The 12,982-nt window shown below is 41.6% G+C and carries 22 protein-coding genes; all 22 read right to left on the reverse strand.

Annotated features, from left to right (window positions below; genetic code table 11):
* Window positions 1–27: 27 nt before the first annotated feature.
* The 22 genes from rpmD to fusA all read right to left on the reverse strand — a co-directional run bounded on the left by rpmD (window position 28) and on the right by fusA (window position 12,956).
* Window positions 28–210: a 50S ribosomal protein L30 gene (gene rpmD, locus AAV98_RS16235; protein ID WP_060666596.1), complete on the reverse strand. Its 183-nt coding sequence runs from the start codon at window positions 208–210 to the stop codon at window positions 28–30.
* 13 nt (window positions 211–223) lie between these two features.
* Window positions 224–724: a 30S ribosomal protein S5 gene (rpsE, locus tag AAV98_RS16240; protein ID WP_060666597.1), complete on the reverse strand. Its 501-nt coding sequence runs from the start codon at window positions 722–724 to the stop codon at window positions 224–226.
* A 20-nt stretch (window positions 725–744) separates the two neighbouring features.
* Window positions 745–1,104 (reverse strand): 50S ribosomal protein L18, encoded by a 360-nt coding sequence (gene rplR, locus AAV98_RS16245; RefSeq protein ID WP_060666598.1) that lies wholly within the window; start codon window positions 1,102–1,104, stop codon window positions 745–747.
* Between the two features lie 35 nt (window positions 1,105–1,139).
* Window positions 1,140–1,676 (reverse strand): 50S ribosomal protein L6, encoded by a 537-nt coding sequence (gene rplF, locus AAV98_RS16250; RefSeq protein ID WP_060666599.1) that lies wholly within the window; start codon window positions 1,674–1,676, stop codon window positions 1,140–1,142.
* Between the two features lie 31 nt (window positions 1,677–1,707).
* Window positions 1,708–2,106: a 30S ribosomal protein S8 gene (gene rpsH / locus AAV98_RS16255; protein WP_010191507.1), complete on the reverse strand. Its 399-nt coding sequence runs from the start codon at window positions 2,104–2,106 to the stop codon at window positions 1,708–1,710.
* Window positions 2,107–2,136: 30 nt separating this feature from the next.
* On the reverse strand, window positions 2,137–2,322 hold the full coding sequence (locus AAV98_RS16260; RefSeq protein WP_060666600.1) for a type Z 30S ribosomal protein S14: 186 nt from the start codon (window positions 2,320–2,322) through the stop codon (window positions 2,137–2,139).
* 30 nt (window positions 2,323–2,352) lie between these two features.
* Window positions 2,353–2,892: a 50S ribosomal protein L5 gene (gene rplE, locus AAV98_RS16265; protein WP_060666601.1), complete on the reverse strand. Its 540-nt coding sequence runs from the start codon at window positions 2,890–2,892 to the stop codon at window positions 2,353–2,355.
* A gap of 26 nt (window positions 2,893–2,918) precedes the next feature.
* Complete coding sequence (rplX, locus tag AAV98_RS16270) at window positions 2,919–3,230, reverse strand: 50S ribosomal protein L24 (protein ID WP_010191502.1); 312 nt, start codon at window positions 3,228–3,230, stop codon at window positions 2,919–2,921.
* Window positions 3,231–3,267: 37 nt separating this feature from the next.
* A complete protein-coding gene (gene rplN / locus AAV98_RS16275; protein WP_010191501.1) occupies window positions 3,268–3,636 on the reverse strand; it encodes a 50S ribosomal protein L14 in 369 nt (122 codons plus the stop codon).
* A 42-nt stretch (window positions 3,637–3,678) separates the two neighbouring features.
* On the reverse strand, window positions 3,679–3,942 hold the full coding sequence (rpsQ, locus tag AAV98_RS16280; protein WP_060666602.1) for a 30S ribosomal protein S17: 264 nt from the start codon (window positions 3,940–3,942) through the stop codon (window positions 3,679–3,681).
* Between the two features lie 20 nt (window positions 3,943–3,962).
* On the reverse strand, window positions 3,963–4,163 hold the full coding sequence (gene rpmC / locus AAV98_RS16285; protein WP_010191499.1) for a 50S ribosomal protein L29: 201 nt from the start codon (window positions 4,161–4,163) through the stop codon (window positions 3,963–3,965).
* Window positions 4,153–4,587 (reverse strand): 50S ribosomal protein L16, encoded by a 435-nt coding sequence (rplP, locus tag AAV98_RS16290; RefSeq protein WP_010191498.1) that lies wholly within the window; start codon window positions 4,585–4,587, stop codon window positions 4,153–4,155. Before rplP ends, rpmC begins: the two co-directional genes overlap by 11 nt.
* A gap of 2 nt (window positions 4,588–4,589) precedes the next feature.
* A complete protein-coding gene (gene rpsC / locus AAV98_RS16295) occupies window positions 4,590–5,246 on the reverse strand; it encodes a 30S ribosomal protein S3 (protein ID WP_060666603.1) in 657 nt (218 codons plus the stop codon).
* Window positions 5,247–5,249: 3 nt separating this feature from the next.
* Window positions 5,250–5,591, reverse strand: a complete 342-nt coding sequence (rplV, locus tag AAV98_RS16300; RefSeq protein ID WP_010191496.1) for a 50S ribosomal protein L22 — start codon at window positions 5,589–5,591, stop codon at window positions 5,250–5,252.
* A gap of 19 nt (window positions 5,592–5,610) precedes the next feature.
* The gene (gene rpsS, locus AAV98_RS16305; RefSeq protein ID WP_060666604.1) at window positions 5,611–5,889 is read right to left on the reverse strand and encodes a 30S ribosomal protein S19; all 279 of its coding nucleotides are present in this window, start codon (window positions 5,887–5,889) and stop codon (window positions 5,611–5,613) included.
* Between the two features lie 57 nt (window positions 5,890–5,946).
* Window positions 5,947–6,777, reverse strand: coding sequence for a 50S ribosomal protein L2 (gene rplB, locus AAV98_RS16310; protein WP_060666605.1), 831 nt, complete (start codon window positions 6,775–6,777; stop codon window positions 5,947–5,949).
* 38 nt (window positions 6,778–6,815) lie between these two features.
* Entirely contained in the window at window positions 6,816–7,103 is a 288-nt protein-coding gene (rplW, locus tag AAV98_RS16315; RefSeq protein WP_010191491.1) for a 50S ribosomal protein L23, read from the reverse strand.
* On the reverse strand, window positions 7,103–7,726 hold the full coding sequence (rplD, locus tag AAV98_RS16320) for a 50S ribosomal protein L4 (RefSeq protein ID WP_060666606.1): 624 nt from the start codon (window positions 7,724–7,726) through the stop codon (window positions 7,103–7,105). Before rplD ends, rplW begins: the two co-directional genes overlap by 1 nt.
* Window positions 7,727–7,751: 25 nt before the next feature.
* Window positions 7,752–8,372, reverse strand: a complete 621-nt coding sequence (rplC, locus tag AAV98_RS16325; RefSeq protein ID WP_060666607.1) for a 50S ribosomal protein L3 — start codon at window positions 8,370–8,372, stop codon at window positions 7,752–7,754.
* 37 nt (window positions 8,373–8,409) lie between these two features.
* Entirely contained in the window at window positions 8,410–8,718 is a 309-nt protein-coding gene (gene rpsJ, locus AAV98_RS16330; protein ID WP_010191483.1) for a 30S ribosomal protein S10, read from the reverse strand.
* An 857-nt stretch (window positions 8,719–9,575) separates the two neighbouring features.
* A complete protein-coding gene (gene tuf, locus AAV98_RS16335; RefSeq protein ID WP_010191482.1) occupies window positions 9,576–10,766 on the reverse strand; it encodes an elongation factor Tu in 1,191 nt (396 codons plus the stop codon).
* Window positions 10,767–10,877: 111 nt separating this feature from the next.
* Entirely contained in the window at window positions 10,878–12,956 is a 2,079-nt protein-coding gene (gene fusA, locus AAV98_RS16340; protein ID WP_060666608.1) for an elongation factor G, read from the reverse strand.
* Window positions 12,957–12,982: the final 26 nt, after the last annotated feature.

Below are 12,982 nucleotides of genomic sequence, written 5' to 3' on the forward strand. Positions count from 1 at the left end.
CCTCCTTATTTAAAAAACCGTTTCTATTTATTGCTCTTTCACAGTAACAAGGTGAGATACCTTGTTAATCATTCCACGGATAGCTGCGTTATCCTCATGGACAACTGTTTGGTGCATCTTTTTCAAACCAAGAGTTTGAACAGTCGCACGTTGATCTTGTGGACGACCGATTACACTGCGAGTGAGGGTGATTGCTAATTTGTTCGCCATTTTGTTTCCCTCCTTATCCTAACAGTTCTTCTACCGTTTTACCACGCAATTTAGCAACGTCCTCTGCACGTTTCAATTGCTTTAATCCGTTAAGTGTTGCACGGATCATGTTGATTGGTGTGTTAGATCCTAAAGATTTAGAAAGGATGTCTTGAACACCCGCTAACTCAAGTACCGCACGAACTGGTCCTCCAGCGATAACCCCAGTACCTTCAGAAGCAGGTTTCAATAGGATTTCACCAGAACCGAACTCACCAAGTACTTGGTGAGGAATTGTTGTACCAACGATAGGTACAGCAACCAAGTTCTTTTTCGCATCTTCAATTGCTTTACGGATTGCTTCAGGTACCTCTTGAGCTTTACCAGTACCAAAACCAACATTACCGTTTTTATCTCCTACTACTACAAGAGCAGCAAAGCGGAAACGACGTCCACCTTTTACTACTTTCGCAACGCGGTTAACCGTAACAACGCGTTCTTCAAGTTCTAATTTGTTTGGATCAATACGACGCATCAGTGTCCCTCCTTTGTCGATTAAAATTCTAGACCAGCCTCACGTGCAGCATCTGCTAATGCTTTCACACGGCCGTGATATAAGTATCCACCGCGGTCGAATACTACTGATTTGATTCCTTTTTCAATTGCGCGCTTTGCAACAAGTTCTCCAACTGCTTTAGCGGACTCAACGTTGCTACCGTTTGCTGTTACATCTTTGTCAAGTGTAGAAGCACTTGCGATTGTTACAGCGTTAGTATCGTCGATCACTTGAGCGTAAATGTGTTGGTTGGAACGGAACACATTTAAACGTGGACGAGTTGCAGTTCCTGATAACTTAGCACGAACACGAGTGTGTCTTTTCTTACGAGTAGAATTCTTATCAGGTTTTGTAATCATCGTGCAGTCACTCCTTTCTATCTGCTTATGCCGTATTACTTAGCAGTTTTACCTTCTTTACGACGTACTTGTTCACCTTCATAACGAATACCTTTACCTTTGTAAGGCTCTGGTGGGCGAACGTCACGAATGTTAGCTGCTAAAGCACCTACGCGCTCTTTATCAATACCTTTAATAACGATCTTTGTGTTTGCCGGTACTTCCACTTCGATCCCCTGTTCAGGAGTGATCTCAACTGGATGAGAGTAACCAACGTTAAGAACTAGTTTGTTACCTTGCTTAGATGCACGGTAACCTACCCCGATAAGTTCCAATCCTCTTTCGAAACCAGTTGTAACACCTTGAACCATGTTGTTTAAAAGTGCACGAGTTGTTCCGTGGATTGTACGGTGTTCTTTGCTTTCAGAAGGACGTACTACTGTTAATACGTTCTCTTCAACTGTAATAGCCATATCTTGGCTGAATGTACGAGTTAATTCACCTTTAGGACCTTTTACGGTAACTGTGTTGTTGTCGTTTGTAATTGTAACCCCAGTTGGGATTTCAATAGGTTTTTTACCTACACGTGACATAGTTACACCTCCGTTCATTTAAAGAAATTTATTACCAAACGTATGCTAATACTTCTCCACCAGCTTGTTTTTGACGAGCTTCTTTATCAGTGATAACACCTTGAGAAGTAGAGATGATCGCAATACCTAAACCGTTTAATACACGAGGTACTTCATTTGCTTTTGCATAAACACGAAGACCAGGCTTACTGATACGCTTAAGACCAGTAATAACACGCTCGTTGTTTGCACCGTATTTCAAGAAAATACGAATGATACCTTGTTTGTTGTCTTCGATAAATTCTACGTCACGTACGAAACCTTCACGCTTTAAGATTTCAGCAACTTCTTTTTTGATTTTAGAAGCAGGAAGTTCAAGCTTCTCGTGACGTACCATGTTCGCATTGCGGATGCGAGTAAGCATATCTGCAATAGGATCTGTCATAACCATTTAATTTACCTCCTTCCCAATTATCGGGTTTTACCAACTTGCTTTTTTAACGCCAGGAATTTGGCCTTTATAAGCTAATTCACGGAAACAAATACGGCAAAGCTTAAACTTACGGATTACAGAGTGGGGACGTCCACAACGTTCACAACGAGTGTAAGCCTGCACGTTATATTTTGGTGTGCGCTTTTGTTTCGCAATCATTGATTTTTTAGCCACATTTTCGCCTCCCTCTACCACACGCTGGTATTATTTTTGGAATGGCATTCCGAATGATGTTAAAAGCTCACGAGCTTCTTCATCAGTGTTAGCAGTAGTAACGATAACGATATCCATACCACGAACCTTGCTAACTTTATCGTAATCAATTTCAGGGAAGATAAGTTGTTCTTTCACTCCAAGAGTGTAGTTTCCACGACCGTCGAAAGACTTTTTAGAGATTCCACGGAAGTCACGAACACGTGGTAGGGAAACAGATACTAACTTATCTAGGAATTCGTACATACGCTCACCGCGTAATGTAACTTTCGCACCGATAGGCATTCCTTCACGAAGACGGAAACCAGCGATAGATTTTTTAGCTCTTGTTACAACAGGTTTTTGACCAGTGATTGAAGATAACTCTTCAACAGCTGCGTCTAAAGCCTTGGAGTTTGCTACTGCATCACCAACACCCATGTTGATAACGATTTTCTCAAGCTTTGGAGCTTGCATCACAGATTTATAGTTAAACTTGCCCATTAGAGCAGGAATAATTTCGCTTTGATACTTTTCTTTTAGGCGGTTCATCAAAAGTACCTCCTTTCTTAAACGTTCTATTTATCTAATTGTTCACCTGATTTTGTTGCAACACGTACTTTTTTACCGTCTACTACCTTGTATCCTACACGAGTCGGTTCACCGGACTTAGGATCTAAAGGCATAACGTTTGATACATGAATAGGTGCCTCACGGTTGATGATTCCACCTTGAGGATTTTCTTGAGATGGTTTAGCGTGCTTTTTGATCACGTTGATTCCTTCTACAAGAACACGGTCTTTCTTAGGATAAGATTCAAGGATAACTCCTTGTTTCCCTTTATCCTTACCAGAGATAACTACAACTTTATCACCTTTTTTGACATGCATCCTTTCGCACCTCCTTGACAAACATCTTTTCGATTTATTACAGAACTTCTGGAGCTAAAGATACAATCTTCATGTAGTTGTTATCACGTAGTTCACGTGCAACTGGGCCGAAGATACGAGTTCCACGAGGGCTCTTATCATCCTTGATGATTACGCATGCGTTCTCATCGAAACGGATGTATGAACCGTCATTACGACGAACTCCGCGCTTTGTACGTACTACAACAGCTTTCACTACGTCACCTTTTTTAACAACGCCTCCTGGTGTTGCTTGTTTCACTGTACAAACAATTACATCACCAATGTTAGCGTAGCGACGACCAGATCCACCTAGTACTTTAATAGCAAGCACTTCGCGAGCACCTGAGTTATCAGCAACTTTCAAACGAGATTCTTGTTGAATCATGCATGGTACCTCCCTTCGGAATTAAATATCCGAACTTATATATTAGATAATTACAGCTTTCTCTACAACCTCTAGCAAACGGAAACGCTTCGTAGAAGATAATGGACGAGTCTCCATGATTTTTACGATGTCGCCAGTTTTTGCTGTGCTATTCTCATCATGCGCTTTGTACTTTTTAGAGTACTTAACACGTTTGCCGTAGAGTGGGTGAGTTTTGTAAGTTTCAACTAGTACAGTGATTGTTTTATCCATTTTATCGGAAACAACACGACCAGTGTAAACTTTACGTTGGTTACGTTCACTCATTTTCGCGAACCTCCTCTTGATTATTTGTTAGAAGCGATCTCTCTCTCGCGAACTACTGTTTTCATACGAGCGATTGACTTACGTACTTCGCGAATACGAGCAGTGTTTTCTAATTGACCAGTCGCTAATTGAAAGCGTAGGTTAAATAACTCTTCTTTTAAAGATTTCACTTTTTGTTCAATCTCGGCAGTGGTTAAGTCGCGTAGTTCATTAGCTTTCATTAGATTCACCACCAATTTCTTCACGTTTTACGAACTTACATTTAACTGGCAACTTGTGCATAGCTAAACGTAGAGCTTCACGAGCTACTTCTTCCGATACACCTGAAATTTCAAACATAACCTTTCCAGGTTTAACAACTGCTACCCATCCTTCTGGAGCACCTTTACCGGAACCCATTCGGACCTCTAGAGGTTTTGCAGTGTATGGTTTTGAAGGGAAAATTTTAATCCAAACTTTACCGCCACGTTTCATATAACGAGTCATCGCACGACGCGCAGCTTCGATTTGACGGTTTGTGATCCAAGAAGCTTCAAGAGATTGTAATCCGAACTCTCCGAAATGTACTTCTGTACCGCCTTTCGCTTTACCACGCATTTTTCCACGATGTTCGCGGCGATATTTTACGCGTTTTGGTAATAACATAATTATTTTCCTCCTTCCTCAGTTTTCTTCTTCGTAGGAAGGACCTCTCCACGGTAGATCCATACTTTCACACCTAATTTACCGTAAGTTGTATCAGCTTCTGCTGTACCATAGTCAATATCAGCGCGAAGAGTATGAAGTGGAACTGTACCCTCACTATAATGTTCAGAACGAGCGATATCTGCTCCGCCTAAGCGACCAGAAACCATCGTTTTAATACCTTTCGCACCAGCGCGCATTGCACGTTGAAGTGATTGCTTTTGAGCACGACGGAAAGATACGCGGTTTTCTAATTGACGAGCGATGTTTTCAGCTACTAATTTAGCATCAAGATCTGCTCTCTTAACCTCTAAAATGTTGATGTGTACACGTTTACCAGTTAATTGGTTAAGTGCTTTACGTAATGCTTCAACTTCCGTACCACCTTTACCAATAACCATACCTGGCTTAGCAGTGTGAACAGTAACGTTCAGACGGTTTGCAGCACGTTCGATTTCTACTTTAGAAACAGATGCGTCATTTAGACGTTTTGCGATGTATTCGCGAACTTTGATGTCTTCATGTAGCAGGTTAGCATAATCTTTGCCTGCGTACCATTTGGACTCCCAGTCACGAATGACTCCTACACGAAGACCGATCGGATTTACCTTTTGACCCACTGGTTATCCCTCCTTCTTTTCTGATACCACGATTGTAATGTGGCTAGTACGTTTGTTAATTTGGCTCGCACGACCCATTGCACGAGGGCGGAAACGTTTTAAAGTTGGACCTTCGTTAACGTATGCCTCAGTTACAACTAATGAGTTTGCGTCCATTTCAAAATTGTGCTCTGCATTTGCAATAGCGGACTTTAGAACCTTTTCGATTACTGGTGAAGCAGCTTTTGGAGTTAATGCCAAAATAGCTACCGCTTCGCCTACTTGCTTGCCTCGAATTAAATCCATAACTAGACGAGCTTTACGAGGAGCAATACGAACTGTTCTTGCAACAGCTTTAGCTTGCATGTAAAAGCCTCCTCTCTAATTAGCGTTTTGTTTTCTTATCATCATTTCCGTGACCTTTGTAAGCACGAGATGGAGCGAATTCTCCAAGCTTGTGACCTACCATGTCTTCTGTCACATATACAGGTACGTGTTTACGGCCATCATATACAGCGATTGTATGTCCGATAAATTGTGGGAAAATAGTAGAACGACGAGACCAAGTTTTAACAACTTGTTTACCCTCAGTTTCATTTAACTTTTCAATCTTGTTCATTAAATGATCATCTACAAAAGGCCCTTTTTTCAAGCTGCGACCCATGTGGAAACCTCCCTTCGTGATTGCTCTACGGCTCCGTTGAACCGTAGTACAACCCCGTTATTTTTTACGACGACGAACGATAAATTTGTCAGACTTGTTCTTTTTCTTACGAGTTTTGAATCCAAGAGTCGGTTTGCCCCAAGGAGTCATAGGTGACTTACGTCCGATTGGAGAACGTCCTTCACCACCACCGTGTGGGTGATCGTTAGGGTTCATTACAGAACCACGTACAGTTGGGCGAATACCCATCCAACGAGAACGTCCTGCTTTACCAATGTTGATAAGTTCGTGTTGTTCGTTACCAACTTGACCTACAGTAGCGCGGCAAGTGGATAGGATCATACGAGTCTCACCAGAAGTTAAACGTACAAGTACGTATTTACCTTCTTTACCAAGTACTTGAGCAGAAGTTCCTGCAGAGCGAACTAATTGTCCACCTTTACCTGGTTTTAACTCGATGTTGTGGATTACAGTACCTACTGGAATGTTGATTAGTGGTAATGCATTCCCTACTTTGATGTCTGCTTCAGGACCAGCCATTACAGTCATTCCTACTTCTAAGTTCTTAGGAGCTAGGATGTAACGCTTTTCCCCATCTGCATAGTTGATTAACGCGATATTAGCGGAACGGTTAGGATCGTACTCGATTGTAGCAACGCGTCCTGGTATACCATCTTTATCACGTTTAAAGTCGATGACGCGGTATTGACGTTTGTGTCCACCACCTTGGTGACGTACAGTCAATTTACCTTGGTTATTACGACCACCTTTTCTGTGTAACGGTGCAAGCAAGCTTTTTTCTGGTTTGTCTGTAGTGATCTCAGCAAAATCAGAAACTGTCATGCCACGACGTCCATTAGAGGTTGGTTTGTATTTTTTAATCGCCATCATGTTCCCTCCTTTTCGATGATGTTTTTATTTTTGTATTAAACCTCGAAGAATTCGATTTCTTTGCTATCAGCTTTTAAAGTTACGATAGCTTTTCTACGACGGTTAGTTAATCCGCTATGACGACCTACACGACGGAATTTACCTTTGTAGTTCATGATGTTTACTTTTTCAACATCTACGCCAAAGATCGCTTCAACAGCATCTTTAACTTCAGTTTTATTAGCTCTAACATCTACTTCAAAAGTATATTTCTTTTCAGTCATTAAATCTGTAGAACGCTCAGTAATCACGGGGCGCTTAAGAACATCACGATGATCTCTCATTATGCAAGCACCTCCTCTAATTTTTGAACAGCGTCTTTCGTAAAGATTACTTTATCGTGGTTTACAACGTCTAATACGTTCACACCAGTTACTGTAACAACTGTTACTCCAGGGATGTTACGAGCAGATAAAGCAACGTTTTCGTCAGCGTCAGCTGTTACGATCAACGCTTTACGATTGATTTCTAAACCTTTTAATACAGAAGTCATTTCTTTTGTTTTTGGTGCATCAAAAGCTAATCCTTCTAATACTAATAGTTCGTTTTCTAATACCTTAGATGATAGTGCAGACTTGATAGCTAAGCGACGAACTTTTTTAGGAAGTTTGTAGCTGTAGCTTCTTGGTGTAGGACCGAATACGATACCACCACCACGCCATTGTGGAGAGCGGATAGATCCTTGACGAGCACGACCAGTACCCTTTTGACGCCATGGTTTGCGTCCACCACCTGCTACTTCAGAACGTCCTTTTACTTTTGCAGTACCTTGACGTTGAGATGCTCTTTGCATTACGATCGCATCGAACAATACGCTGTTATTTGGCTCAATACCGAATACAGCATCTGCTAATTCAACTTCACCAACGTTTGCGCCAGTTTGGTTGTATAATGCTACTTTAGGCATTTGTAGTTCCTCCTTTCCTAAACAATTAGTTTGCTTTTATAGCACTTTTAATTGTGATTAAAGATTTTTTTGGACCAGGTACGTTACCTTTTACAAGTAATAGGTTACGTTCTGCGTCTACTTTCACGATCTCAAGGTTCTGGATAGTGATGCGCTCTCCACCCATACGTCCAGGTAATAGTTTACCTTTGAATACACGGTTTGGAGCAACAGGTCCCATAGAACCAGGACGACGGTGATAACGGGAACCGTGACTCATAGGGCCGCGAGATTGTCCGTGGCGCTTGATAGAGCCTTGGAAACCTTTACCCTTTGAAATTCCTGTTACATCTACTACATCGCCTTCTGCGAAAATATCAACTTTGACTTCTTGACCAACTTCTAAGCTAGCTCCACTGATTTCACGAATGAAGCGCTTAGGTGCTGTGTTCGCTTTAGCAACATGGCCTTTTAATGGCTTGTTCGCTAATTTATCGCGCTTGTCAGCAAAACCAATCTGAACCGCTTCGTATCCGTCTGTTTCAACAGTTTTAACTTGAAGTACAACGTTTGGTGTAGCTTCAATTACTGTTACAGGGATAAGATCGCCGTTTTCAGCAAAAACTTGAGTCATACCAACTTTTCTTCCTAAGATTCCTTTGGTCATCAGTCACACCTCCTAGATTAATTAAGTAATTTATTGATTAAAGCTTGATTTCGATATCTACACCAGATGGTAGGTCTAAACGCATTAAGCTGTCAACCGTTTGTGGTGTTGGATTAATGATGTCGATTAAGCGCTTATGAGTGCGCATTTCGAATTGCTCACGAGAATCTTTATATTTGTGTACCGCACGTAAGATTGTGTATACAGATCTTTCCGTTGGTAACGGAATAGGACCAGAAACAGTTGCACCTGAACGTTTTGCAGTTTCAACGATCTTCTCAGAAGATTGATCTAGAATTCTGTGATCATAAGCTTTTAAACGAATGCGAATCTTTTCTTTTGCCATTATTTTTCCCTCCTTTTTTCGCCTATATTATTGATAGACATTCTCCGTGAAAATTAACCTGTCACACTCGCCATGGCAAAGCGGCCGGGTGTGCCAGCAACCTTTCACATCATCGCAGTCAAAGACCAACATTACCTATTATACATGGTGTTAATAGACAATGCAACTATATTTCAAATAAATCTCTGAGCACTTTTCATATTATAACGAGAAGTGAGGTTTATTGCAACAAGTGGGCAAGAGATTTATTCGTTTCAGTTTTTTCCAGTGGAAGATGGTTGTTATTTATATAGAAGAAAGAGGTTATTTTGAGTATTATCATTGATGTTGTATGGGGCGTGATTCGGTGTGATCGACGATTGGACCGGAGGGTACTGGCGGATGTAGTTGGATAATCATTATTAGTGGCCGATGAGGGCTGCTAATGTCAATTGTCCGAAGTTTTCGTAAAGATGGCCGAAGTTTCTTTGAAATTGACCGAAGAAATCCGATAGTTGACCGAAGTTTTTCAGAATTTGACCGAATCAAAAATTAAATTGACCGAACCTCTAGTAAGAGTTGTCTGAACAGATTTATAGATTGACCGAACCTCCCCTTTAAGTTAGTAGTATTTGTCCGAAGGAAAGCGAAAAGTGACCGAACGATTTTTGCAGCACATAAAACGAGGTGTTATTTATAAATATCTAACTATTATTAAAAGTTTTTTGTTTTATGACTACTTTTCATTCGGTATATAACATTACCAGTATTCCAAACAGCACCTCACCCTCCCACGCTCTCTTAAAAACAAAACCAAAAAAACCGGCACCCCTCAATTGGGATGCCGGTCTATAAAAGATCTATGATAGATCCAAAGATTACTCTTGGATAGTCGCTACAACGCCAGCGCCTACTGTACGTCCACCTTCACGAATAGAGAACTTAGTTCCTTCTTCGATAGCGATTGGAGAGATAAGTTCAACAGTCATCTCAACGTTGTCGCCAGGCATAACCATTTCGATGCCTTCAGGTAGGTTACAAATACCAGTTACGTCAGTTGTACGGAAGTAGAACTGAGGACGGTAGTTTGTGAAGAATGGAGTGTGACGTCCACCCTCTTCTTTAGATAATACGTAAACTTCAGCTTTGAACTTTGTGTGTGGAGTGATTGTACCAGGCTTAGCTAATACTTGTCCACGTTGGATGTCGTCACGAGCAACTCCACGAAGAAGTGCACCGATGTTGTCTCCAGCTTCAGCATAGTCAAGAAGCTTACGGAACATTTCTACTCCAGTTACAGTAGTAGATTTAGGCTCTTCAGTTAAACCGATGATTTCGATAGTGTCACCAACTTTAACTTGTCCACGCTCAACACGTCCAGTAGCAACTGTTCCACGACCAGTGATAGAGAATACGTCCTCAACTGGCATCATGAATGGCTTTTCAGTGTCACGAGCTGGTGTTGGGATGTAGTCATCAACTGCAGCCATAAGCTCAACGATTCTTTCTTCCCACTCAGCGTCTCCTTCAAGAGCTTTAAGAGCAGAACCTTTGATTACAGGAACATCGTCTCCAGGGAAATCGTACTCAGAAAGAAGGTCACGAACTTCCATTTCAACTAGTTCTAATAATTCTTCGTCGTCTACCATGTCGCATTTGTTTAAGAATACTACTAGGTAAGGTACACCTACTTGACGAGAAAGAAGGATGTGCTCACGAGTTTGTGGCATTGGGCCGTCAGCAGCAGATACTACTAGGATTCCGCCGTCCATTTGCGCAGCACCAGTGATCATGTTTTTAACATAGTCAGCATGTCCTGGGCAGTCAACGTGTGCATAGTGACGGTTGTCAGTTTCGTACTCAACGTGAGCTGTAGAAATTGTGATTCCACGCTCTCTTTCTTCTGGAGCAGCATCGATCATGTCGTATGCCATTGCAGCACCTTTACCGCTCTTCTTAGCAAGAACAGTAGTGATTGCAGCTGTTAAAGTTGTTTTACCGTGGTCAACGTGACCGATTGTACCGATATTTGCATGAGTCTTGGATCTATCGAATTTCTCTTTACCCATTGTTATATCCTCCTTAGAATTTCATTAGTTTTTATTTTATATGTTATTAACAAGTGATTTCCACTTATTAACCTACATACTATTTATAAAACAAGATTAGGTGAAAATCAATTATTCACCTTTATTTTTTTTGATGATTTCTTCAGAAATCGATTTTGGTACTTCTTCATAGTGATCGAAATGCATTGTGAACACTCCACGTCCTTGTGTGTTAGAACGTAGGGATGTTGCATAACCAAACATTTCAGATAGTGGAACCATCGCACGAACTACTTGAGCGTTACCGCGAGCTTCCATACCTTCTACACGACCACGACGGGAAGTGATACCACCCATGATGTCTCCCATGTACTCTTCAGGTGTCACTACTTCAACTTTCATGACTGGCTCAAGGATTACAGGGTTACATTTGGATACTGCATTTTTAAGAGCTAAAGATGCAGCTACTTTAAACGCCATCTCAGAGGAGTCAACGTCATGGTAAGAACCATCAACCAATGCTGCTTTAACATCGATTAGAGGGTAACCAGCTAGTACACCGTTTTTCATAGAATCTTCAAGACCAGCTTGAACTGCAGGTACGTATTCACGAGGTACTACCCCACCTACGATTTTGTTTTCAAATTCGAAGCCTTTTCCTTCTTCGTTTGGTTCGAATTCGATCCAAACGTGTCCGAATTGTCCACGTCCACCAGATTGACGAGCAAATTTACCTTCAACCTTAGCAGATCCGCGGAACGTTTCACGGTAAGCAACCTGAGGTGCACCAACGTTTGCTTCTACTTTGAATTCACGCTTCATACGATCAACTAGGATATCAAGGTGAAGCTCACCCATACCTGCGATGATTGTTTGACCAGTTTCCTGATCTGTATGTGCACGGAAAGTAGGATCTTCTTCTTGTAGCTTTTGAAGAGCAGTTGTCATTTTGTCTTGGTCAGCCTTAGATTTAGGTTCAACAGACAATTGGATAACCGGCTCTGGGAATTCCATGGACTCCAAGATAACTTGGTTTTTGTCGTCACATAGCGTGTCACCAGTAGTTGTGTCTTTAAGACCAACTGCAGCAGCGATATCTCCAGAATAAACAACAGGAATCTCTTCACGGCTGTTTGCGTGCATTTGCAGGATACGTCCTACACGCTCACGCTTACCTTTTGTAGAGTTGATTACGTAAGATCCGGAGTTTAATGTACCAGAGTACACACGGAAGAACGTTAATTTACCTACATAAGGATCCGTCATAACTTTGAATGCAAGAGCGGCAAACGGGTTGTCGTCTCCAGATTCACGAGTTACTTCTTCTTCAGTGTCAGGAACGATACCTTTGATTGCAGGTACGTCTGTTGGCGCTGGAAGGTAATCGATAACAGCGTCAAGCATTAACTGTACACCTTTGTTTTTGAAAGCAGAACCACAGATTACTGGGTAGAAGTTAACGTCACAAGTACCTTTACGGATAGTCGCTTTCAACTCTTCAGTAGTAAGCTCTTCTCCTTCAAGGTATTTCATCATTAACTCTTCATCCAATTCTGCTACTGCTTCCACTAAGCGTTGACGATATTCGTCAGCTTTGTCTTTGTACTCAGCTGGAATATCTTTCGCTTCAGAACGAGTACCTAAATCATCTTCGTAGAAGAATGCTTTCATCTCTACTAAGTCGATGATTCCTTCAAACTCATCTTCAGCTCCGATAGGAAGTTGAATTGGATGAGCATTAGCTTGAAGGCGATCATGGATAGTTCCTACAGAATATAAGAAGTCTGCACCGATCTTGTCCATTTTGTTAACAAACACGATACGTGGAACACCATAAGTTGTAGCTTGGCGCCAAACTGTTTCAGTTTGAGGCTCAACTCCAGATTGCGCATCAAGAACTGCTACCGCACCATCAAGTACACGTAGGGAACGTTCTACTTCAACAGTGAAGTCTACGTGACCAGGTGTATCGATAATGTTTACGCGGTGACCTTTCCATTGAGCTGTTGTCGCAGCAGATGTGATCGTGATTCCACGCTCTTGCTCCTGCTCCATCCAGTCCATTTGAGAAGCACCTTCGTGAGTTTCACCAATTTTGTGAATACGTCCTGTGTAGAACAAAACACGCTCAGTTGTTGTTGTTTTACCAGCATCGATGTGAGCCATGATACCGATATTACGTGTTTTATCTAAGGAGAACTCTCTTGCCATAGTGTATTTCTCCTTCCTAAGTAACT

This window comes from Bacillus sp. CHD6a, from assembly GCF_001293645.1.
GTDB lineage: Bacteria > Bacillota > Bacilli > Bacillales > Bacillaceae_I > Sutcliffiella_A.